This window comes from Duganella sp. P38, from assembly GCF_050859475.1.
Classification (GTDB): domain Bacteria; phylum Pseudomonadota; class Gammaproteobacteria; order Burkholderiales; family Burkholderiaceae_D; genus Rugamonas.
On record NZ_CP193936.1, the window covers coordinates 2669609 to 2691543 of the forward strand.

Annotated in this window: 16 protein-coding genes and 1 pseudogene; 13 read left to right on the forward strand and 4 right to left on the reverse strand. The window is 67.5% G+C overall.

Annotated elements, in window-relative coordinates; all coding sequences use genetic code 11:
- Positions 1 to 46 precede the first annotated feature (46 nt).
- The 8 genes from ACRQ5J_RS12395 to ACRQ5J_RS12430 all read left to right on the forward strand — a co-directional run bounded on the left by ACRQ5J_RS12395 (position 47) and on the right by ACRQ5J_RS12430 (position 9982).
- Positions 47 to 2800 carry a bifunctional diguanylate cyclase/phosphodiesterase gene (locus ACRQ5J_RS12395; RefSeq protein ID WP_432377230.1) on the forward strand — a complete coding sequence of 918 codons (2754 nt, stop codon included), beginning with the start codon at positions 47 to 49 and terminating at the stop codon, positions 2798 to 2800.
- Positions 2797 to 3717, forward strand: coding sequence for a bestrophin family protein (locus ACRQ5J_RS12400; RefSeq protein ID WP_432377231.1), 921 nt, complete (start codon positions 2797 to 2799; stop codon positions 3715 to 3717). Before ACRQ5J_RS12395 ends, ACRQ5J_RS12400 begins: the two co-directional genes overlap by 4 nt.
- A gap of 236 nt (positions 3718 to 3953) precedes the next feature.
- The gene (locus ACRQ5J_RS12405; RefSeq protein ID WP_432377233.1) at positions 3954 to 4364 is read left to right on the forward strand and encodes a hypothetical protein; all 411 of its coding nucleotides are present in this window, start codon (positions 3954 to 3956) and stop codon (positions 4362 to 4364) included.
- Positions 4319 to 5413 (forward strand): sensor histidine kinase, encoded by a 1095-nt coding sequence (locus ACRQ5J_RS12410; protein ID WP_432377234.1) that lies wholly within the window; start codon positions 4319 to 4321, stop codon positions 5411 to 5413. The genes ACRQ5J_RS12405 and ACRQ5J_RS12410 overlap by 46 nt, the downstream gene beginning before the upstream one ends.
- Complete coding sequence (locus tag ACRQ5J_RS12415; RefSeq protein WP_432377235.1) at positions 5400 to 6029, forward strand: response regulator transcription factor; 630 nt, start codon at positions 5400 to 5402, stop codon at positions 6027 to 6029. Before ACRQ5J_RS12410 ends, ACRQ5J_RS12415 begins: the two co-directional genes overlap by 14 nt.
- Before the next feature lie 103 nt (positions 6030 to 6132).
- The gene (locus tag ACRQ5J_RS12420) at positions 6133 to 6534 is read left to right on the forward strand and encodes a response regulator transcription factor (RefSeq protein WP_432377236.1); all 402 of its coding nucleotides are present in this window, start codon (positions 6133 to 6135) and stop codon (positions 6532 to 6534) included.
- A 3-nt stretch (positions 6535 to 6537) separates the two neighbouring features.
- Positions 6538 to 8466, forward strand: a complete 1929-nt coding sequence (locus ACRQ5J_RS12425) for a putative bifunctional diguanylate cyclase/phosphodiesterase (protein WP_432377237.1) — start codon at positions 6538 to 6540, stop codon at positions 8464 to 8466.
- Between the two features lie 16 nt (positions 8467 to 8482).
- The gene (locus ACRQ5J_RS12430) at positions 8483 to 9982 is read left to right on the forward strand and encodes a methyl-accepting chemotaxis protein (protein WP_432377238.1); all 1500 of its coding nucleotides are present in this window, start codon (positions 8483 to 8485) and stop codon (positions 9980 to 9982) included.
- Positions 9983 to 10009: 27 nt separating this feature from the next.
- Here the strand turns inward: ACRQ5J_RS12430 and fur are convergent, their stop codons facing one another.
- A complete protein-coding gene (gene fur, locus ACRQ5J_RS12435) occupies positions 10010 to 10462 on the reverse strand; it encodes a ferric iron uptake transcriptional regulator (RefSeq protein WP_432377239.1) in 453 nt (150 codons plus the stop codon).
- A 141-nt stretch (positions 10463 to 10603) separates the two neighbouring features.
- Here fur and ACRQ5J_RS12440 point away from each other — a divergent pair, with 141 nt between their 5' ends.
- The 4 genes from ACRQ5J_RS12440 to ACRQ5J_RS12455 all read left to right on the forward strand — a co-directional run bounded on the left by ACRQ5J_RS12440 (position 10604) and on the right by ACRQ5J_RS12455 (position 17933).
- Positions 10604 to 13411 carry a PAS domain-containing protein gene (locus ACRQ5J_RS12440; RefSeq protein ID WP_432377240.1) on the forward strand — a complete coding sequence of 936 codons (2808 nt, stop codon included), beginning with the start codon at positions 10604 to 10606 and terminating at the stop codon, positions 13409 to 13411.
- A 220-nt stretch (positions 13412 to 13631) separates the two neighbouring features.
- Positions 13632 to 14876, forward strand: a complete 1245-nt coding sequence (locus ACRQ5J_RS12445) for a hypothetical protein (protein ID WP_432377241.1) — start codon at positions 13632 to 13634, stop codon at positions 14874 to 14876.
- 10 nt (positions 14877 to 14886) lie between these two features.
- Positions 14887 to 15315, forward strand: coding sequence for a phosphate ABC transporter substrate-binding protein (locus tag ACRQ5J_RS12450; protein ID WP_432377242.1), 429 nt, complete (start codon positions 14887 to 14889; stop codon positions 15313 to 15315).
- Positions 15312 to 17933, forward strand: coding sequence for a bifunctional diguanylate cyclase/phosphodiesterase (locus tag ACRQ5J_RS12455; protein ID WP_432377244.1), 2622 nt, complete (start codon positions 15312 to 15314; stop codon positions 17931 to 17933). Before ACRQ5J_RS12450 ends, ACRQ5J_RS12455 begins: the two co-directional genes overlap by 4 nt.
- On the opposite strand, the gene ACRQ5J_RS12460 is transcribed toward ACRQ5J_RS12455, so the two are convergent.
- On the reverse strand, positions 17930 to 20041 hold the full coding sequence (locus tag ACRQ5J_RS12460; protein ID WP_432377246.1) for a TonB-dependent siderophore receptor: 2112 nt from the start codon (positions 20039 to 20041) through the stop codon (positions 17930 to 17932). The two genes, ACRQ5J_RS12455 and ACRQ5J_RS12460, sit on opposite strands and share 4 nt — an antisense overlap.
- A 51-nt stretch (positions 20042 to 20092) precedes the next feature.
- Positions 20093 to 20716 (reverse strand): helix-turn-helix transcriptional regulator, encoded by a 624-nt coding sequence (locus tag ACRQ5J_RS12465; protein ID WP_432383641.1) that lies wholly within the window; start codon positions 20714 to 20716, stop codon positions 20093 to 20095.
- Positions 20717 to 20742: 26 nt separating this feature from the next.
- On the opposite strand from ACRQ5J_RS12465, the gene ACRQ5J_RS12470 reads away from it, so the two are divergent.
- Positions 20743 to 20943: a hypothetical protein gene (locus ACRQ5J_RS12470; RefSeq protein ID WP_432383724.1), complete on the forward strand. Its 201-nt coding sequence runs from the start codon at positions 20743 to 20745 to the stop codon at positions 20941 to 20943.
- Here ACRQ5J_RS12470 and ACRQ5J_RS12475 read toward each other — a convergent pair.
- A pseudogene (locus tag ACRQ5J_RS12475) lies at positions 20916 to 21928 on the reverse strand (MFS transporter); the annotation flags it as partial. The gene ACRQ5J_RS12470 and the pseudogene ACRQ5J_RS12475 sit on opposite strands and share 28 nt — an antisense overlap.
- Positions 21929 to 21935: the final 7 nt, after the last annotated feature.

Sequence of the window (21935 nt, forward strand, 5' to 3'; positions counted from 1 at the left end):
CCTTCCCGATTTTATATTGACGCATGCCGTCAATCAGGGAGGGGTTATGTTGGTCCGACATTACAAGAAGCTGCCCGGTTTTCGCACCAAGGCGGCCGAGTGGCTGATGCTGGGATTTGTGCTGGTGCTCAGTGGCCTGCTGATCGCCTATTTCGTGTGGAACGAGCGCTCGCTGCTGCTGACGTCCAACATCGAGCGCATGCGCTTGCAGACGCTGATCATCGATGAGAACCTGAGCCACCAGCTGGAAGGCGTGCGCAGTGCGCTGGACAGCGTGCGCGAGACGCTGCGCGCCGGCGGCAGCTGCACCGCCGAGTGCCGCCGCACGCTGCTGCAATCGCTGAAGCGCGCCATGCCCGGCGTGCGCGCGCTGCTGGTCCTCGACCGCAAGGGCGCCATCGTCATGTCGGACGACGATCTGCGCGACAGCCGCCTCGACGACCACGACTACACCAGCCGCGTTGAACGCATGCGCGACCCGGACACGCTTTACCTGTCGCAGCCTTACGAAAACACGCCGGGCGTGTTCAATATCAAGCTGTCGATGGCAATCATCGGCGCCGATGGCGTCAACAACGGCGCCGTCAGCGCCATCCTCAATCCGGAATACTTCGACGCCGTGATGCGCTCCGCGCTGTATGCGCCGGACATGAACAGCGCCATCACCGAGAACAGCGGCCGCCGCATCCTGTTCGTGCCGGCCGATCCCGCCGCCATGCGCAACAGCGGCGCGGCGCCGGACCCGTTCTTCACCCGGCACCAGAACAGCCGGCGCGGGGAGACGGTGCTGGACGGAATCGCGCCGGGCGGCGAACAGCGGCTGGTGGTACAGCGCACCATGCAGCTGCGCGGGCTGGGACTGGACAAGACGCTGGTGGTGAGCCTGGGCCGCAACCAGGCGCTGATCGCCGCCGGCTGGCACAGCATGGCCTGGACCTGCGCCGCCGGCTGGCTGGCCTTCGGCCTCGCCTCCGGTGCGGCGCTGCTGCTGGTGCAGCGCCGGCGCCGGGTGCTGGAAGACCTGGCGGCCGCGCGCACGGAGGAGCAGGCCGCCGCGGCGGAAAAAATCGAACTGGCGCTGAACGGCGCCAATCTGGGCTTGTGGGAATGGCATATGCCCGATGATGTCTGCACCGTCGACGGCCGCGCCGCCGCCATGCTGGGCTACACGGAGGAAGAGCTGAACGCCGGCGCCATCGACTGGCGTAGCCTGATCCGGCCCGATGATGTCGCCGGCATCGAGGCCGCGCTGGCCGCACACCTGGCGGACGGCGCGCGTTCCTTCGAGGCGGAATTCCGCCTGCGCCACCGCGCCGGCCACTGGATCTGGGTGCAGAGCAGGGGCAGGGTGGTGGAGCGCGCTGCCGATGGCACGCCGCTGCGCATGCTCGGCACGCGCATGGACATCAGCGCGCGCAAGCTGGCGGAGGCGGAGATCGCGCACCTGGCCTTTTACGATGGCCTGACCAACCTGCCGAACCGCCGGCTGCTGCTGGACCGCCTGCACCACGCCATCGCCAAGGCCGCGCGCGGCGGTGCGCATGGCGCGGTGCTGTTTGTCGACCTCGACAACTTCAAGTCGCTGAACGACACCATGGGGCATGACATGGGCGACCGCCTGCTGGAGATGGTGGCTTTCCGCCTGACCGAAGTGACGCGCGAAACCGATACCGTGGCGCGCCTCGGCGGCGACGAATTCGTCATCCTGCTGGAGGACCTGGGCGGCGACCAGCAGCAGGCGATGGGCAACGCCGCCGCCGTCGCCGGCAAGGTGCTGGAATCGCTGAGCCGCAGCTACACGCTGGACGCGCATGCGCTGCGCAGTACGCCGAGCATCGGCGTGGTGCTGTTCGGCGCCGAGCATCACACCATCAACGACTTGCTGCGCCAGGCGGACATGGCGATGTACGAAGCCAAGGCCGCCGGCCGCGCCACGTTCCGCTTCTTCGATCCGCACATGCAGGTGGCGCTGGACGCCTCGGCCACGCTGGAAGCGGACCTGCGCTTTGCCTTGCAGCGCGAGGAACTGCGCCTGTACTACCAGCCGGTGGTCGATGGCGCCGGCCGCGTCACCGGCGTCGAGGCGCTGCTGCGCTGGCAGCATCCGCTGCGCGGCTTGATCGGGCCGGGCGAATTTATCCCGCAGGCCGAAAAGTCCGGCCTGATCGTCGATCTGGGCGAATGGGTGCTGGCGGCGGCCTGCCGGCAGTTGGTGTGCTGGAGCGCCTCGCCGGACAGCGCGCACCTGACCATGGCGGTCAACGTCAGCGCGCGCCAGTTCCGCCACACCGCTTTTGTCGAACAGGTGCTGGCGGTGCTGGACCGGACGGGCGCCGACCCGCGCCAGCTCAAGCTGGAACTCACCGAGAGCATGCTGCTGACCGACATGGATGACGTTATCGCAAAGATGACAACCTTGAAAGCCCACGGCGTCGGCTTTGCGCTGGACGATTTCGGCACCGGCTATTCTTCGCTCAGCTACCTGAAGCTGCTGCCGATCGACCAGCTGAAAATCGACCGCTCCTTCGTGCATGACATGCTGCACACGCGCCATGCGTCCAGCATTGTGCGCTCCATCATCACGCTGGCTTACAGCATGGATCTTTCCGTGGTGGCGGAGGGCGTGGAGACGCGCGAGCAGTGGTCGGCGCTGGAGGCCTTTGGCTGCAACGCATTCCAGGGCTATCTGTTCGGGCGCGCCGTGCCGCTGCCGGAACTGTCGGTGTTCGCCGCCGCCGATACCAGCTGTACTGCTTCTTCCGCGCGGCCCGACGCCATGCTCGGCATGGTGGCGCCATGATCATTCGCCCGCCGGAAAACTGGTTGCGGATGCTGTTCGTCTGGGACGGATCGGTACTGAAAACCATTGTGCCGCAATTGCTGCTTATCCTGGCGATCAGCGTGCTGGCGGTGGTCACGCATGGCCGCATTCTGGGCGCCAGGATGGCGCTCGATGCGGTGCCGTTCCCGTTGGTCGGCGTCAGCCTGGCGATCTTTCTGGCGTTCCGCAACAATGCTTCGTATGCCCGCTATGTCGAGGCGCGGCAGATATGGGGTCGCATCCTGATTGCCGCGCGGGCGCTGACCTCGCAGGTCATCAACTACCTGCCGGAAGATGGCGACGGCTTTGAGCGCAAGCTGTTCGTCCAGCGGCTGATCGCCTTTGTCTACGCGCTGAAGCACCAGTTGCGCCAGACCGATCCCTCCGCCGACCTGGCGCGCTATCTGCCGCCAGCAGAACAGAAGGAGCTGAGCGGCATGCAGTTTATTCCGGTGGCGCTGCTGGACCGGATTCGCCTGATGCTGGCGCGCGCCGGCCGCAAGCGCGGCGACGGCGAGCCTTTGCTGTGGATACTGGATGCCCAGGTCAGCGAGCTGGCGGCGGCCGTCGGCGGCTGCGAACGGATTTCGAGCACGCCGATCCCGTTCGCCTACGGCGTGCTGCTGCATCGTACCGTGTACCTGTACTGTTTTATGCTGCCATTCGGCCTGGTGGGCGACCTTGGCATGGCGACGCCGCTGGTCTGCGTGTTTGTCGCCTATACCTTGTTCGCGCTGGAGGCGATCGCGCAGGAGATCGCCGAGCCATTCGGCACCGATCCTAACTGCCTTGCGCTCAACGCCATGACGCGCAATATCGAACGCTCGTTGCGCGAACAATGCGGCGAGGCGCTGCCGGAGCAGATCCGGCCGTGCGACCGCTATCACGTCTCCTAAGGCAGCGTCGCCCACAGCCGTCACCCACAGCGCCGGTTTGCGGCGCACGAAGCAGCGCGATTGCGGCCGGCTGTCCAGCAGCAGGAGGGCGCGGCTGACGGTGGAGAAGTACGCGGCGCGGCGGACATACCTCGGTTTAGGGATACCGGCCCGACTCATACTGGAGTATAAGGTGCAGGCAACCTTATTCCCACTATAATCGCTAGGGGTTGCCAATATAACCAAAAAGGATAGGCATGTTCCGCGTAAGACGCACTCCCTGGATGTCCGCACTGCTGATTGCATTGATGTTCCTGATCTACGCGATCGACACCCTGTCGCCGCTGGACATGGCGATCGCCGTAATGTATGTGATCGTGGTGCTGCTGTCTGGCGGCATATGGGCGCGGCGCGGGGTGCTGCTGGTGACCGGCGCCTGCCTGCTGCTGACCTTCCTGTCCTACGCCCAGACGCACAGCGACGCGTTTTCCGAAGCGGCCTCCGGGCGGCTGCTGGTTGGCCTGCTGGCCATTGGCGTCACCTGCGCGCTGGTGCTGCGCGGCCAGCGCGCCACCAACGAATTGCTGGCGCGGGAAAATGCGCTGCGCCGCAGCGAAGCCTTTTGGCCGGCACGCAGCGCATCAGCAAAACCGGCAGCTTCAGCATGAAGGCGCCGGGCGGGGAAATGTACTGGTCAGATGAGGCGGCGCGCATCTACGGCTACGCGCTGGACGTGACGCCGACCATCGAGCGGCTGCTGGCGCACACCGCGCCGGAAGACCGGCACCTGGTGCAGGATGCGGTCGACCGCACCTTGCGCTGCGAGGGCGAGATCGACCTGCGCCACCGCCTGCGCATGCCCGACGGCGAAATCAAATACGTGCACGTGCTGTCCCGCCCCAGCCACACGCGCGACGGCGAATGCGAATACCTCGGCGCGCTCACCGACGTCACGGCGGCGGTGCTGGCCGAGCAGGCCCTGCACCGCTCGCAGGTGCAACTGGCGCACGCCACCCGCGTCACGATGCTGGGCGAGCTGGCGGCGTCGATCGCCCACGAGGTCAACCAGCCGCTGGCGGCTATTTCGACCAACGGCGAGGCGTGCCTGCGCTGGCTGAATCGCCCGCAGCCGGAGCTGGACGAGGCGCGCGACACCGTCACCCGCATGCTCGAAGCGAGCGCCCGCGCCACCGGCGTAATCAAGCGCATACGCGCGCTGGCGCGCCGCAGCGACCCGCAATACGTGGAACTGGACCTGAAGGCGGTGCTGGAGGAAAGCGTCGACATGGTGCGGCGCGAACTGAATAACCATCACGTGGCGCTGATGCTGGGCGTGGCGCCGGACCTGCCGATGGTGACCGGCGACCGCGTGCAGCTGCAACAGGTGTTCATCAACCTGCTGATGAACGCCGTGCAGGCGATGCATGCCTGTCCTGCCGGCCAGGCGGTGCTGACGGTGCAGGTGCAGCGCAACGAGGACGGCGCGGCGCAGGTCAGCGTCAGCGATTCCGGCCCCGGCATCGCGGCCGACGCCGTGCCACGGCTGTTCGAAGCCTTTTACAGCACCAAGGAAGACGGCATGGGCATGGGCCTGCCGATCTGCCGTTCGATCATCGAGAGCCACTGCGGCCGCATCTGGGCCGGGCAGCCTGCCCCCGACAGCCCGGCCGCCGGCGCCACCATCCTCTTTACCTTGCCCGCTCATGAACCAGATTGATTATTCCGACGCCCTGGTCTACATCGTCGACGACGAGGCGCCGCTGCGCGACGCCATTTCAAGCCTGCTGCGCTCGGTCGGCATGCGGGTGGCCGGCTTTCCGTCGGTGGCTGCCTTCCTGGCCGAGCCGCGCCACGAGTGCACCAGCTGCCTGCTGCTGGACGTGCGCCTGCAAGGGGTGAGCGGGCTCGATTTCCAGGCCGAGCTGAATCGCGACGGCGTCGCGCTGCCGATCATCTTCATGACCGGCCATGGCGATATTCCGATGTCGGTGCGGGCGATGAAGGCCGGCGCGGTTGATTTTCTGGCAAAGCCGTTCCGCGACCAGGACCTGCTGGACGCCATCCACACGGCGCTGGCGGCCGACGGCGAGCGGCGCCAGCGCGACCAGGCCACCAACGGCGTCAAGGAGCGCTACGCCACGCTGACGCCGCGCGAGCGCGAAATCATGGCGCTGGCGGCGCGTGGCCTGATGAACAAGCAGATCGCCGGCGAGGTGGGCACCAGCGAAATCACGGTCAAGATCCATCGCGGCAACGCCATGCGCAAGATGCAGGCCAGGACCTTCGCCGACCTGGTGCGCATGGCCGAAACGCTCGGCCTGACGCAGTCCTGACGCCACCTATACCCTTGTATAATTTTCCCAAGTAGCGCCGGACTGTATCTTTCTCCCATGCGCAGAACGGCCGCGAGGCGCCGTTCGTACAAGGGAGTTAGAAGTGTCATATCCGGATCCACAATTTTGCAATCTCGCCATCGTCGACGACGACGAAGCCGTGCGGGTGGGCTTGCGTAGCCTGCTGCGCTCCTACGGCTACGCCGCCAACGCCTACGACTCGGCCCTGGCCCTGCTGGCTTCCGGCTCGCTGGGCGACTACCACTGCATCATCACCGACCTGCAAATGCCGGGCATGAGCGGCGTCGAACTGCTGGAGCAGCTGCGCCGCGACGGCAACCAGCTGCCGCTGATCCTGATGACGGCGTTCCCGGAGCCGGCGCTGCGCAAGCGCGCCCTGAGCAGCGGCGCCTCCTGCTTCCTCAGCAAACCCTTTGAAGCGAACGAATTGCTGCGCTGCCTGAGCCAGGCCAGCGGCAGCTTCCCGACCAACGACAAGGAGTAGTCCATGCCACAGGCCACCAGCAGTTCGCGTCGTATCATTTACATGTTGCTGCTGCTGGTGATCGCCGCCAGCGTCACGCTGTCGGTCTTCATGGAGCGCACCGCGCGCAATATCCGCTACAACGAAACGCCGCTGCTGAACACCGCCATCCCGCAGATGCGCTATCTGGGCGATTTCGAGAGCGCCTTGCTGCGCTACCAGCTGGCGCTGGACAAACGGTTTACGGAATCGATTACGCCTGCCCGCTTCTCCTTCCTGGAGAACATGGGACGCGGCGAACTCGATGCCTCCCTGGCGCAACTGCGTCCCAGCCTGGGCGATGGCCCGGAGCTGGGTGCACTGCGCGACGGCTACCAGCGCATCGTCGCGCTGACGCCGCAATTCGAACGCCATGTCGACAGCGATCCGGCCGCCGCGCGCGCGGTGCTGATCGAGATGAACGAGCAGGTCAAGCTGCTGCGCGCGCACATCGACCGCCTGCAGCAGGGCGTCGAGGACGCGATCTACGACAACGGCGGCATGGCGCACCGCGCCATCGACTGGATCACCGGACTGGTACACATTTTCGACGTGCTGGCCCTGGTCACCTGCCTGTTCATGTTGTATCACGTGCGGGCCCGCGTGCGGGTGGAGGATGAGCTGAGCCACCAGGCGCGCCACGATCCGCTCACCGGGCTGGCGCACCGCCGCAGCTTCGAGGCGCGGCTGGCGACGCTGCCTGCCGCGCCGCATGTGGTGGTGCTGGGCACCATCGACCGTTTTTCGCGCATCATCGGCGGTTTCGGCCACGCCTTTGGCGACCGCGTGATGATCGGCCTGGCGGCGCGCATCCGCGCCGCGGCCGAGCGCAGCGGCGGCGAAGTATTCCGCCTGGACGGCGCCAACTTCGCCATCCTGTTCCGCATGCAGTGCAGCGATCCGGCCTTCGGCCAGGCGCTGGCCGGCCTGCGCGACGAGGTGCGCAATCCCTACGATTGCGAGGGCCACGAGATCTACACCACCCTGAGCCTGGGCGCGGTCAACTATCCGCAGCACGGCGCCGACCCGCACGTCCTGCTGCGCAACGCCGACGCGGCGCTGCAGGCGGCGCGCAAGGCCGGCGGCGACCGGCTGGAAATCTACTCGCAGCAGCTCAACGCGGCGGCCGGCGAGCGCCTGGACATGGAGGCGCTGCTGCGCCACGCCATCGAGCGCGAGGAACTGGAACTGCATTATCAGCCGCAGCAATCGCTGCACGACGGCGCGCTGATCGGCTTCGAGGCGCTGGTGCGCTGGCGCCGCCTCGGCCAGCTGATTTCGCCGGCCGAATTCATTCCGCTGGCCGAGGAGTCTGGCCTGATCGTGCCGATCGGCGGCTGGGTGCTGGAAGAAGCCTGCCGCCAGATCAGCGTGTGGCAGGCCGAAACCGGGCAGCGGGTGATGGTGGCGGTGAATATTTCGCCGCGCCAGTTCGCCGCGCCGGGCTTCCTCGCGCACCTGGAGGATTTGCTGGCCACCACCCATGTCGATCCTTCCTGCCTGGAGCTGGAAATCACCGAAAGCGTGATGGTGGAGGATGCGGAAGCGGCCATCGCGCTGTTGCAGCGCCTGCGCGCGCTGGGCGTCAAGCTGGCCATCGACGATTTCGGCACCGGCTATTCCAGCCTGGCCTACCTGTCGCGCTTCCCGATCCACAAGCTGAAGATCGACCAGTCGTTCGTCCGCAATATGCATGCGGTGAGCGAGCAGGGCGCCATTGTGCAGGCCACCATCGGCCTCGGACACAGCCTGGGGCTGACGGTGATCGCCGAGGGCGTCGAGTCCGAGACCCAGCGCGCCATGTTGAGCAGCTGGCGCTGCGACGAAATCCAGGGTTACTACTACAGCCGTCCTTTGCCGGCGGCGTCCGCGTTGAACTTCCTCGAAGGGAGCCTGCAACTGCAGGCCGCATAGAATTTAGGAGATGATGATGAAATGGTTTGTCGATTTGAAGATCGCGCGCAAGCTCAATGCGCTGGTGGCCGCCATGCTGGCGATGATGCTGGCGCTGGGCGCGTTCTCGGTGTTCCAGCTCTATGAGCTGAACCGGGTCACCAACGAGATCGACCGCCACTGGGCGCCGGCCATGCGCCGCGCGCTGGAGATCAGGTATGCGCTGGCGCATGGCGGCGCGCTGGAAGTGCGGCAGTCGCTGGACGCCTACGCGGCAATGCAGCCTGGCGGCGAGGAGCAGCAAATCCTGGCGCGCTTGCAGCCGATGGCGGCGGACGGCGCCGATGTGCGCACGGCCGCCCCGCAAGCGATGGCGCTGGTGGAGCGGCTGGTGGCCATCAGCGAGAGCGGCAGCGCGCAGGCGGCGCAGTCGGCGGACAGCACCTATCTGCATGCGCGGCACATGATTTTCGGTTTCATGGCTGGCGCCCTGGTACTGGGACTGCTGCTGGCGGCGCGGGTGGCGCGCATGATTTCCCTGCCGCTGGCGCGCGCCGTGGCGGTGGCGCGCCGCGTGGCCGATGGCGACCTGCGCGCGGACGCGGACGGCGGCAGCGGCGATGAAACCGGCGATCTGCTGCGCGCCATGAACCAGATGAGCGCCAACCTGCGGCGCATGGTGACGCAGGTGCGCGGCGGCACCGATACCATCGCCAGCGCTTCGGCGCAGATTTCCGCCGGCACCGGCGACCTGGCGCAGCGCACCGAGGGCCAGGCGGCCACGCTGGAGGAAACCGCCGCCACGGTGGAGGAGCTGGCCACCACGGTGGCCAACAATGCCGACAAGGCGCAGCAGGCCTACAAGCTGATGGACCAGACGGCGGCGGTGGCGCGCGAGGCTGAAGTGGCGGTATCGGCGGTGACGGCGACCATGGAGCGCATCAGCGCCTCGTCGCGCCGCATCGGCGATATCGTCGGCCTGATGGACGGCATCGCGTTCCAGACCAATTTGCTGGCGCTGAACGCGGCGGTCGAGGCGGCGCGCGCCGGTGAACATGGACGCGGCTTCGCGGTGGTGGCGAGCGAGGTGCGCGCGCTGGCGCAGCGCAGCACCGAGTCGGCGCGCGAGATCAAGGCCTTGATCGCACAGTCGCTGATGGAGGTGGACGGCGGCGGGCAGGCGGTCAGGGATGCCGGCGCCACCATCGACGATGTGGTCAGCGGCGTGCAGCGCGGCGCGGCGCTGATGGGGGAAATCAGCCATGTGACGCGTGAGCAGAGTATCGGCCTGCAACTGGTGAATGGCACGCTGGCGTCGATGGACGGCGTGACGCAGCAAAACGCCACGCTGGTGGAGGAGTCGCTGGGCGCCGTGATGGCGTTGCAGGATCAGGCGGCGCAACTGGCGCGCAGCGTCAGCGTGTTCCAGCTGGCCGATGCCGCAGCGGTGATGGCCGCCGCGCGGTCGACGCGACCGGAGCCGGTGGCGCGGCGCGCGGCCGGGCGCGCGCTGATGGTGCTGGGCGGCGCGGCCTGAAGCCGGCGGGCAGGGAAGCTTGAACGCTTAAGTGCGGCGCAGCTTTTTGGCGCCGGTGGATTTGATGCCGGCGGCGCAGTCGCCGCAGAAGCCGTACAGCGACAGCGAATGCTCATGCAGCACGAAGCCGCGTTCGGCCGCCACGGCCTCCTGGCGCTGCTCGATTTCGGTGTCGAGGAACTCTTCCATCTTGCCGCAGTTGGTGCAGATCAGGTGATCGTGGTGGCTGCCTTCGTTCAGCTCAAACACCGACGCCACCGACTCGAAATGGCGGCGGATCAGGATGCCGGCATCGGCGAACTGCATCAGCACGCGGTAGACGGTGGCCAGGCCCATGTCGATGTTCTCGTCGTGCAGCAGGCGATAGACGTCGTCTGCGCTCAGGTGTTTGCTTTTCGATTCCTGGAACAGTTGCAGGATGCGTAATCGGGGCAGGGTGGCTTTCAGGCCGAGTTTGCGCAGCTCTTGAGGGATGTCCATGTGTCTCTAGAATGATAATGATTCCTATTCTCACCATGGTAATCGAAATTTATTTCCATAGCAATGCACGATTGCGCTTGGGCGCGAATTTATGTGCTGGACAAAGCTATAATCCAGCAACCCGATTTATCTTCTTCGTCCGTGAACCATTCATTCCTGCAAGGCGGCGGCCAACTCGCCCACATCATCGCTGCCCATGACTGGAGCAAAACGCCGCTGGGACCCATCGACCGCTGGCCACCATCGCGGAAGACCACCATCGCGCTGATGCTGCGCTCGCCGGTGCCGATCGTCACGCTGTGGGGCGAGCAGGGCGTGATGATCTATAACGACGGCTACTCGCTGTTTGCCGCCAGCCGCCATCCGATGTCGCTCGGCGCCAATGTGCGCGAGGCCTGGCCGGAGGTGGCGGACTTCAACGACCATGTGATCAAGGTCGGCCTGGCCGGCGGCACGCTGGCCTACCAGGACCAGGAACTGACGCTGCACCGCTCCGGCAAGCCGGAACAGGTGTGGATGAATCTCGACTACTCGCCCATCGTCGATGAGGCGGGCCAGCCGGTGGGCGTGATGGTGATCGTGGTCGAGACCACGGCCAAGGTGGCGGCCGAACGCCGCCTGCGCGAGGAGCGCGAACAGGCCCGCGCCGCCGAGAGCAGTTTCCGCACGCTGGCGCAGTCGATGCCGAGCCAGGTGTGGACTTCGCATGCCGACGGCGTCGTCGACTGGTTCAACGACCAGGTGTACCGCTACACCGGCAGCGAAGTGCCGCTGGACCGCGAGCGCTGGCGGCAGATGGTGCACAGCGAGGACCGCGACGCCGCCACCGAGCAATGGTACGCCGCCATCGCCGCCGGCAAGACCTTCGAAGCCGAGTTCCGCATCCGCCGCGCCGACGGCGCCTGGCGCTGGCACCTGGTGCGCGCCTTGCCCATCGTCGATGAACATGGCGCGGTGCAGCGCTGGGTCGGCACCAACACCGACATCCAGGACCAGAAATCCACCGCCGCCATGCTGCGCCAGCAAGTGGCCGAACGCACGGCGGAACGCGACCGCATGTGGCGCTACGCCACCGACGTGATGCTGGTGGCCGAGCTGGAAGGCTGGATCACCGCCATCAATCCGGCCTTTACGCGCGTGCTGGGCTGGGAGCCGGCCGAGGTGGTGGGCACCTCGCTCTACACCCTGATCCACCCGGACGACCTGAAGGCGTCGGCGGCGGAGATGGACGCGCTGGCCGGCGGCGCGGTCACCTTCCGTTTCGAGAACCGCACGCTGCGCAAGGGCGGCGGCTACGCCATCATGTCGTGGACGGCCGCGCCGGACGCGCGCTACGTGCACGCGGTGGGGCGCGACATCACCGCCGAACGCGCGGCGGCCGAGGAAATGCGCCGCACCGCGCTGGCCTTGCAGCAGTCGCAGAAGATGGAGGCGATCGGCAAGCTGACGGGCGGCGTGGCGCACGACTTCAACAATCTGCTGCAAGTCATTTCCGGCAACCTGCAGCTGCTGGCGGGCGACGTGGCCGGCAACGCGCGCGCCGAACGGCGCCTCGACAGCGCGCTGGCCGGCGTCACCAAAGGCGCCAAGCTGGCCAGCTACCTGCTGGCCTTCGGCCGCCGCCAGGCGCTCGATCCGCGCGTGGTCAGGATCGGCCGCTTCATCGCCGGCATGGAGGACATGCTGCGCCGCAGCCTGGGCGAAGAAATCGAGGTCGAGATGGTGATCTCGGGCGGCCTGTGGAACACGCTGGTCGATATCACGCAGGTGGAAAACGCGGTGCTCAACCTGTGCATCAACGCGCGCGACGCCATGGACGGCGTCGGCAGGCTGACCATCGAGGTCGGCAACGCCCATCTGGACGACGACTACGCCGCCGCCCACCACGAGGTGCACGCCGGCCAGTACGTGGTGATCGCCGTCAGCGACACCGGCAGCGGCATGACGCCGGAAGTGCTGGAGCAAGCGTTCGATCCCTTCTTCTCGACCAAGCCGGAAGGCAAGGGCAGCGGCCTCGGACTGTCGATGGTGTACGGCTTTGCGCGCCAGTCGGGCGGCCACGTGAAAATCTACAGTGAAGTCGGCAGCGGCACCTCGGTCAAGCTATACCTGCCGCGCTCCATGGAGGCGGAAGACACGGCGCTGCCGCCGGAGGCGCGCGCCATCGTCGGCGGCTCCGAGACGATCCTGGTGGCGGAGGACGACGACGGCGTGCGCGCCACGGTGGTCGAGCTGCTGGGCGAGCTGGGTTATCAGGTGCTCAAGGCCAGCGACGCCGCCAGTGCGCTGAGCATCATCGACAGCGGCATCCACATCGACCTGCTGTTCACCGACGTGGTGATGCCCGGTCCCCTGCGCAGCCCGGACCTGGCGCGCAAGGCGCGCGAGCGCCAGCCCGGCATGGCGGTGCTGTTCACCTCCGGCTATACCGAGAACGCCATCGTGCACGGCGGCCGCCTCGACGCCGGCGTCGATTTGCTTGGCAAGCCGTACACGCGCGAGGCGCTGGCGCGCAAGGTGCGCCATGTGCTGGCCAACCGCCAGCATGCGGCGCAGCTGCGGGCCGCGCCACCGCCGCAGGCATCGCCTGCGGCGGTCTCGCAGGAGGGCGGCGCCACCCGCATCCTGCTGGTGGAGGACGAGCCGGAACTGCGCGACACCACCGCCGAGCTGCTGCAACTGCTGGGCCACACGGTCGCGCAAGCCGGCGACGCCGCCGCTGCGCTGACGCTGCTGGACGCCCAGCCGTTCGACGTTCTGCTGACCGATATCTCGCTGCCCGACCTGTCCGGCGAGGTGCTGGCGGCGCGGGCGCGCGCCGCGCAGCCGGCCATCCGCGTGATCTATGCCAGTGGCCAGCATCCGCGCGCGCCGCTGGAAGGCGCGCAATTGCTGCTGAAACCTTATAGCCTTGATAAGTTAATGCAAGCGCTGCAACTGCAACCATGACGCTCTTGCACCAGAATTCGCCATAAGTGTGATTTTTGGTGAGAATCTTTTGGTATATTTCCCAAAAGTATCGACAGTTTCTTTAATGCAGTATAAAGTTCATGGGCACCCAATCCTCGTGCCCCGACTTCATCCCCCCAGCCCAAAAATCCGCTGCCCTTGCGCAGCCGGCGGCCGTCCGTGCGCGCCGTGGCCTTTGGGGGCATTAACAGGAATTCTCATGACCGTAGTCCTTACGCCGGAGCGCGCCCTAGCGGCGAGCGTGATGATGCTGAGCTGCTGTGCCGCTCTGGCAGGCGAGGAGGCGGCCGCGCCGCGCTGGACGCTGGGCGGCTTCGGCACGCTGGCGCTGGCGCACAGCAATAACGAGCAGGCGGACTTCAGCGCCAACATGCTCAGTCCCGGCGCCGTCGGCTACAGCGGCGCGTGGAGCGCCAAAGTCGATAGCCGCGCCGGCGCGCAACTGGACCTGAACCTGGAGCGCGACTGGGCGGCGGTGCTGCAAGTGGTGTTCAAGCGCACGCCGCGCGGCTACGCGCCGACGGTGGAATGGGCCAACATCCAGTACCGCGTGACGCCGGACCTGAGCGTGCGCGCGGGCCGCACCACCATGCCGCTGTTCCTCAGCGGCGACTACGGCCAGGTCGGCTATGCCTTGCCCTGGGTGCGGCCGCCGGTGGAGGTGTACGGCGCCATTCCGCCATCGAGCAGCGATGGCGTCGACGCCAGCTACCGCTGGCAGATGGGCGATATCAACAACGTCACGCAACTGCTCTACGGCCGCACCGATATTCCGGCGTCGTCGCGCGCGCGGGTGCGGGCGCATGGCCTGGCGGGCGTGTCCAACACCAGCACCAGCGGCGCGCTGACGGTGCGCGCCAGCCTGCTGCATTCGCACCTCAGCGTCGATGTCGCCAATCCCTTGTTCGACGGCTTGCGCCAGTTCGGCGAGCAGGGCGCGGCGCTGGTGCGGCGCTACGAGGTGGCGCACAAGCACGTGCGCGTGATGACGGCCAGCCTGAGTTACGATCCCGGCAACTGGTTCATGATGGCCGAAATCGGCCGCATGCAGGCCGACTCCTACCTCGGCGATAAAACCGCCGGCTACCTGAGCGCCGGCTACCGTTACCGCGCGCTGACGCCATACCTGCTGTATTCCCGCTCGCGCCCGAACGGGGCCACCACCATGGCCGGGCTGGATCTGGACGCTGTGCCCGCGCAGCGGGCGCCGGCCGGCGCGGCGCTGAACGCCGGACTGAATCGCCTGCTGGCGGCGATTCCGCGCCAGCATACCGTCGGCGCCGGGCTGCGCTGGGACTTGCGTCCCGACTATGCGCTCAAGCTGCAATACGACCGCATCACGCCGGAGCCGGGATCGACCGGCACCTTCATCAACGTGCAGCCGGGTTTCCGCGCCGGCCAGCCGGTCACGGTGCTGACGGCGGCGCTGGATCTGGTGTTCTGAGGCCGGCGCCATGTTGAAGCTATTTGCCCGATGCGCGCTGGCGGCGCTGCTGTGGTTCGGCGGCCTGGCGCAGGCCGCCGACCTGGTCGTCATCGTCTCGGCCAGGAACCCGCTGGCCAGCCTGCGCGCCGACCAGGTGGCGGCGATTTTCCTGGCGCAGAGCGGCCGCTTTCCCGGCGGCGGCGAGGCGCAGGCGCTCGACCTGCCGCTCGGCAGCCCGTTGCGCGACGAGTTCTATCTCAGCGTGGCGGCGCGCTCGCCGGCGCTGATGAAAGCCTATTGGAGCAAGATGGTGTTCACCGGCCGCGGCCACCCGCCGCGCGAACTGCCGGGCAGCGTGGCCGCGCGCCGCCTGGTGGCCGAGAATCCGGCCATGATCGCCTACATCGACAAATCGGCGCTGGATGCCAGCGTCAAAGTGCTACAGGTGACGCCATGAACCACAAGGAAACCCTGCGCGCGCGCTGGCTGCGGCGCGGTCTCGACACCCACGTTTCGCTGCCGCTGTTTGCGCTGCTGTTGCTGGTGGCGATCTGGCTGGTGACGTTCCACCAGATCGACGCCGACCGCGATCTGGCGCGCGAAGCGGCCGACGATTCGCTGCACGAGATGCTTGGCACCTACGAGGCGCAGGTGGCGCGCAGCGTGGACGGCATCGACCAGACGCTGCGCATGCTGAAGTACGCGGTCGAGCGCAAGGGCGCGCTGGGCGCCTTGCCGGAGCTGGCGCGCGAGGGCCTGCTGCCGCCGGGCGTGGTGTTCGTGGTCAGCATCGTCGACCGCAACGGCGTGACGGTGGCCAGCAATCCGCGCGCGCTGCCGATCTCGGTGGCCGGCCAGGCATACTTCAAGTTCCACCAGGAGCACGACAGCGGCGCCACCTACGTCAGCCCGGTGCTGCGCGACTCCGCCAACAGCGAGTGGCACATCCACTTCACGCGCCGGCTGGACGACGGCGCCGGGCGCTTTGCCGGCATCGTGGTGGTGGAAACCGATCCGGCCTATTTCACCAGCAGCTACGAGCGCAGCCGCCTCGGCGAGCGCGGCATGCTGGGGCTGGTGGGCACGGACGGCGTGGTGCGCGCGCTGCGCACCGGCGACAAGATGAGCTTCGGCCAGCGGCTCGGCACTTCCGAGGGCGAGGTCGGCAACCAGATCGGCGGCCGCTACAGCGGCATGCGCGAACTGCACGGCGTGGCCCTCAGCGTGCTGGTGGGGCTGGACGAGCAGGAACTGATGGCGGCGTTCGAGACGCGCCGCCGCGACCAGCTGTGGCAGGGCGCGATTCTCAGCGGCGCGCTGGTGCTGGTCACCGGCCTGCTGTGGCTGTGGTCGTGGCAGGGCGCCCGCACGCGTGCGCGCATGCGGCGCGCGCAGGAAACCTATGCGGCGGCGTCGGCCGCCAGCCTGGACGCCTTTTTCGTGCTGCGCGAGATCCGCGACGCGGCCGGCATGATCGCCGACTTCAAGATCGTCGACGCCAACCAGCGCGCGGTGCAGATGACCGGCGCCAGCAAGCAGCAGCTGTGCGGCGCCACGCTGTGCGGGCTGATCCCGCAGGCGCGCGAGAACGGCATGCTGAAGCACCTGATCCAGGTCACCCGGCTGGGCGGCATGCACGAGCAGGAATGGCAGAACACCGTGCCGCAGCTGCGCGCGCGCTGGCTGCACCAGCAGGCGGTGGCGGTGCAGGGCGGCGTGGTGGCCATCGTGCGCGATATCTCCGAGCGCAAGCTGGCCGAGGAGCGCATGCTGCACCTGGCGCACCACGACATGCTGACCGGCCTGCCCAACCGCAGCCTGATCGCCGACCGCCTGGAACAGACCATCGCCCAGGCCCGCCGCAACAGCGGCACGGTGCTGGTGGCCTTCATCGACCTGGACGGCTTCAAGCTGGTCAACGACGGCCTGGGGCACAACGCCGGCGACGAGCTGCTGAAGGTGGTGGCCGACCGCATGGCGGGCTGCCTGCGCGCCAGCGATACGGTCGGCCGCTTCGGCGGCGACGAATTCGTGCTGCTGCTGAACGAGCCCGGCTCGCTGCTGGACGCGGCGCCGCTGCTGGAGCGGGTGCGCGAGGCGGTGCTGCGACCGGTCAGGGTCAGCGGCCAGGACGTGCAGGTCAGTTGCAGCATCGGCGTGGCGGTGTATCCGAACGACGGCGGCGACGCCGGCGCGCTGCTGATGAACGCCGACGCCGCCATGTACCGCGCCAAGGACCTGGGCAAGAACAATATCCAGTTCTACACGCGCGAGATGAACGCCAGCATCGAGGAAAAGCTGGTGCTGCTCGAAGGCTTGCGCGGGGCGCTGGAGGAAGGGCAGTTCCGCCTGGTCTACCAGCCCAAGGTGGACCTGCACAGCGGCCGCGTGTTCGGCGTCGAGGCGCTGGTGCGCTGGGAGCATCCGGAGCACGGCGTCATCGGGCCGGACCGCTTTATCCCGCTGGCCGAGGAAAGCGGCATGATCGTCGCGCTCGGCGAATGGGTGCTGCGCAGCGCCTGCGCGCAGAACCGCGCCTGGCAGGACGCCGGCCTGCCGCCGCTGCGCATCTCGGTCAATGTGTCGCCGCGCCAGTTCGAGGAGCAGCGGCTGGTCGAGCGCGTGCGGCGGGCGCTGGCCGACAGCGGCCTGGCGCCGCAATGGCTGGAACTGGAAGTGACCGAGGGCGTGATCATGCGCGACCTGCAGCAGGCCGTAGCCAAGATGACGCAGGTGAAGGCGATGGGCGTGTCGCTGTCGATCGACGATTTCGGCACCGGCTATTCCAGCCTGTCGGCGCTGAAGTCGTTCCCGATCTCGACGCTGAAGATCGACAAGTCGTTTGTGCGGGATCTAGGCCGCAGCAGCGGCGACGAGGCGATCGCCAGCTCCATCATCGGGCTGGCGCACCGCCTCAAGCTGCGGGTGATCGCCGAGGGCGTGGAAACCGAACAGCAGCGCAGCTTCCTGCGCGAGAACGGCTGCGACGAAATGCAGGGCTATCTGTTCAGCCGTCCGCTGCCGCCGGCGCAGCTGGCGCAGTTGTTGGCCGCGCCAGCCGTGCGCGCCGCTTAGTAGCTCCAGCTCAGGGTGGCGCTGCCGTTGCGCGGCGCGGCGTAGTAGGCCTGGGTCCAGTACAGGCTGGTCAGGTGCTTCTTGTCGTTGACGTTGTTGAGGTTGACCGACAGCGCCAGGTGCTTGTCGATCTGGTAGCGCGCCATCAGGCCCAGCGTCGCATACGACGATTGCACGGTGCGCACGCCCGGGACCTGGTCGATCGAGGTTTCGCTCTGCCACGCCAGCGTGCCGCCGACTTTCAGCGCCGGCAGGCCCGGCACCTGGTAAGTGGTGTTCAGGCGCGCGGTGGTGCGCGGCACGAAGGTGCGCACGGCCTGGCCATTGTCGCCTTCCAGCGAGGTCACGCGGGTGAAGCCGGCGCTGGCCTGCCAGCCCCTGGCCAGCTCGCCCGCCAGTTCGAGCTCGAAGCCTTCCGACTGCGCGTTGACGCCGCGGTAGTAGGCCTTGGCGCCGATCATGCCGGCCTGCTCGGCGGTGTTCTCCTGCTTGTTCTTGAAGATGGCGCCCGACGCGTTCAGCCGGTTGTCGAAGAAGGCCGCCTTGACGCCGGCCTCGGTGGTCTTGCCCTCGACCGGCGCCAATGGCGCGCCGCTGGCGTCGATCTCGCTTTGCGGGTTGAAGATCTCGGTGTGGCTGGCGTAGGCCGACCAGGTGCGGTCGATGTCGTAGACCACGCCGACGTAGGGCGTGCTCTTGCTGGCCGAGCGGTACTTGCTGGTGCCGTAGGAGTTGCCGCTGCTGCGCGCGCGGGTGTGGTTGACGCCGCCCAGCAGTTTCCAGGCGTCGGCCAGGTTGAAGCGCGCCGCCAGGAACACGGTGTTGCGCGTGTCTTCATAGCTGCTGCCGTCGACCGAGGCGTCGAAGGTCGGCTTCGGATAACTGCCGTCGAACGCGGTCTGGCCCGGCAGCTCGGTGCCGATGCCCTGGCCGTAGTTGGAGACGTCCTTCAGCGTGCTGTTGGAGTAGCTGTAGCCGAAGCTGATGTCGTGCGTGCGCCCGCCCAGGTTGAACTTGCCGTCGACCGAGAGGTCGGCCAGCTTCTGCTTCTGGTCGGCCAGGTATTGCGACGGATAGGAGTACAGGCCGCCGCCGGTGCCCTTGACCGGCGTGCCGTACACATATTCCAGGTTGGAGTCGGACTTGAAGGTGATGTAGGTCAGCGTGCCTTGCGCGGTCCAGCCCTGGCCGAGGTTGTGGCTCAGTTCGGCGAAGCTGCTGTTGGTGGTGGTGTTCCATTCCGACCAGTCGGCCGAGGTGCTGGTGCCGACCGGGTAGTTGGTCGGCGTGCCGTCCGTGTAGTACAGCGGCAGCGCGCCCCACATCGGGCCGTCGATGCGGTTGGCCTCGTAAGTGTGGCCGATGGTCAGCAGCGTGTCCTTGCTCAGGTGGGCGTCGATGACGGCGTAGGCGACGTTCTTGGTCGGCGCATAGCGGTCGATGTAGGAGTTGCTTTCGTCGTGCACCAGCACGGCGCGGCCGGCCACCGTGCCGCTCTCGTTGAGCTTGGTGCTGACATCGCCTTCGACGCGGCGCTTGTCCCACGAGCCGAGCGTGACGCTGGCGCTGGCCTGGGTGCTGGCGGTCGGGCGCTTGCGGATGAAGTTGATGGTGGCGGACGGGTTGCCGGTCGAGGTCATCAGGCCGTTGGCGCCGCGCACCACGTCGATGCGCTCGTACAGTGCGGTGTCGAGGTCGCCCTGGACGTTGCCGAACACCTGCGGCATGCCGACGCCGTCATACTGGAAGTTGATGATGTCGAAGCCGCGCGCGGTGTAGTAGGTGCGGCTGGTTTCCACCTGCTCGACGGTGACGCCGGTGGTGCTGGCCAGCACCTGGTTGATGTTGTCGAGCTTGAAGTCATCCATCATCGCGCGGGTCACCACCGACACCGACTGCGGCGTTTCGCGCAGCGACAGTTCCAGCTTGCCGGCCGACTTGGTGGCGCGCGTGGTGTAGGCGTCCTGGTCGGCCGTGCCGGTGACGGTCACGGTTTGCAGCTGGGTCTCGGGCGTGGGCGCGGTGTCGGCTTCACCGGCAAAGGCGTGGCCGGAATAAATCATCGACAGCGCCAGCAGCAGCGGGCGCAGGGGCAGGTGACGGGGCATGCAGAACTCCTTGTTGTTATTAGCGAATAAGAATCGGAATGAGAACTATTCTTATTGTATCTGCTTGATGACGTACACGCAACGGCGGGCGCCCGCCAGCATGTGTTCCATGCGCCCCACGGAACAGTCCGGCCCCAGCACGCGCTGGAACAGTTCCAGCTCCGAGCGGCAAAACTTCTGGCATTGCCTGGCGGCGGCGCAGATCGGACAGTGGTTTTCCACCAACAGCAGGCTGCCGTCGGTCTGCGCTTCCAGCTCGGCCATATAGCCCTCGGCGCTGCGCGCCCGCACCAGCGCCGCCACCCGTTCGGGCAGCGTGCGGCTGGCGGCCAGGTGCTGCCGGTACTCCAGTTCGCTGGCCTGCTCGCGCGAAGCGATCAGTTTTTCCAGGCCGGCGTCGCCGAACAGGCTGCGCACCTGGTCGATCAGCTGCACGGTCAGCTCGGCGTGGCGGTCGGGAAAGCGGGCGTGGCCGGCCTCGGTCAGCAGCCAGCGGCGCGCCGGCCGGCCCGGCTTGTCGGCCACGTCCTCGTAGGTGAGCATGCCTTTCTGCTGCCACGCTTCGAGCTGCTTGCGCGCGCCCATCGAGGTCAGGTTCAGCAGCGCGGCCAGTTGTTGCGCCGTCTGCGGGCCGCGCGTCTTGATCAGGAACAGCGTCTGTTCGGCGGTATTCATGGCAGCGCCCCTCGACCGGGGCATGCATGCTGCGGTGCCAGCCGCGCATGCGCCAGGCCGACCAGGCGGTCAGGCAGGCGCCCAGCAGCAGGATCAGGCGGGTGTCGATCAAGGTCAGCACCGCGCCGGCCAGCGCCATGATGATATTGGCCAGGCAGAAGGTGGTCGAAATCAGGCCCATCACCGCGCCCTGGCCGTGGGCGCCGCCGAAGCGCTCGGCGCAATAATTGGGCACGATGGCGTTGTAGAACGAGTGCGGAATCCCGTACAGCACAATGCACAGCAGGCCGAGGGTAGCGTTGCTGGCGGCCAGCGCGGCGATGATCGCGGCCACGGCAAACGCGTACAGCCGCGCCCGCAGCAGCGGCTCGCCGCGGAACGGCCGGCCGGCGACGATGGTGGTGGCGGTCATCACCGCGCACATGGCGGCGGTGGTCCAGGCGATGCCCTGGGCGTCGAAGCCGGGCACCTCCACCAGCCACAGCGGATAAAACTCGTAGAAACCGGTGACGCCGCAGGTGTACGCCAGCGTGATAACGAACAGGCCGCGCAGGTCCGGCTCGCGCAGCAGGTTAAGCGCGTGGCGCTCGCGCGCCACCTGCCACCACGAGCTCGTAGCGCCGGACGGCGCTTCCGGCGGCAGCACGGCGGCCACCAGCGCCGCCACCAGCAGCAGCGCGGCGACCGCCACCCAGAACGGCGTGGTCAGGCCGAACTGCAGCGTGGCGCCGGCCAGCAGCGGCCCGGCCAGCCAGCCCATGTAAAGGCGCCATTCAGCCACGACAGTGCCTTGCGGCGCAGGTCGCCGTCGAGGCGGTCGGCCAGCAGCGCGCGCGCCACCGAGCCGCTGCCTTCCAGCAAGCCGGTAGCGAAGCGAGCGACAATGAACAGCGGGTAGGACTCGATCAGCAGCGCGGCGGCGGTGACGGCGTGGCCGATGGCGGCGCCGACCGAGGCAAGCAGCAGCACCGGGCGGCGGCCGTAGCGGTCCGACATCGGCCCGAGCAGGGCGGAGCCGATCAGCAGTCCGACCGGGTTGATCGTCAGCGCCAGCCCGAACAGCAGCTTGGGCGGCAAGCCGAGGAAGGAGTTCAGGCCATTGGTGCTGCCGTCGGCAAACAGCGGCGGCAGGATCGGATAAGGCAGCGCCGCGCCGATGGTCGACAGCAGGGCCAGCAGGCAGGCGGAAAAAATAAGCAAAGGCGTCTTCATGCCCGCC

Bases quoted from the DNA above. Each gene is read 5' to 3' on its own strand.
- ACRQ5J_RS12400 (WP_432377231.1), top strand. From the start codon at position 2,797: ATGATCATTCGCCCGCCGGAAAACTGGTTGCGGATGCTGTTCGTCTGG.
- ACRQ5J_RS12395 (WP_432377230.1), top strand. From the start codon at position 47: ATGTTGGTCCGACATTACAAGAAGCTGCCCGGTTTTCGCACCAAGGCG.
- ACRQ5J_RS12455 (WP_432377244.1), top strand. From the start codon at position 15,312: ATGAACCACAAGGAAACCCTGCGCGCGCGCTGGCTGCGGCGCGGTCTC.
- ACRQ5J_RS12470 (WP_432383724.1), top strand. From the start codon at position 20,743: ATGCTGCGGTGCCAGCCGCGCATGCGCCAGGCCGACCAGGCGGTCAGG.
- ACRQ5J_RS12460 (WP_432377246.1), bottom strand. From the start codon at position 20,041: ATGCCCCGTCACCTGCCCCTGCGCCCGCTGCTGCTGGCGCTGTCGATG.
- ACRQ5J_RS12430 (WP_432377238.1), top strand. From the start codon at position 8,483: ATGAAATGGTTTGTCGATTTGAAGATCGCGCGCAAGCTCAATGCGCTG.
- ACRQ5J_RS12445 (WP_432377241.1), top strand. From the start codon at position 13,632: ATGACCGTAGTCCTTACGCCGGAGCGCGCCCTAGCGGCGAGCGTGATG.
- ACRQ5J_RS12425 (WP_432377237.1), top strand. From the start codon at position 6,538: ATGCCACAGGCCACCAGCAGTTCGCGTCGTATCATTTACATGTTGCTG.
- ACRQ5J_RS12450 (WP_432377242.1), top strand. From the start codon at position 14,887: ATGTTGAAGCTATTTGCCCGATGCGCGCTGGCGGCGCTGCTGTGGTTC.
- ACRQ5J_RS12405 (WP_432377233.1), top strand. From the start codon at position 3,954: ATGTTCCGCGTAAGACGCACTCCCTGGATGTCCGCACTGCTGATTGCA.
- ACRQ5J_RS12415 (WP_432377235.1), top strand. From the start codon at position 5,400: ATGAACCAGATTGATTATTCCGACGCCCTGGTCTACATCGTCGACGAC.
- ACRQ5J_RS12465 (WP_432383641.1), bottom strand. From the start codon at position 20,716: ATGAATACCGCCGAACAGACGCTGTTCCTGATCAAGACGCGCGGCCCG.
- fur (WP_432377239.1), bottom strand. From the start codon at position 10,462: ATGGACATCCCTCAAGAGCTGCGCAAACTCGGCCTGAAAGCCACCCTG.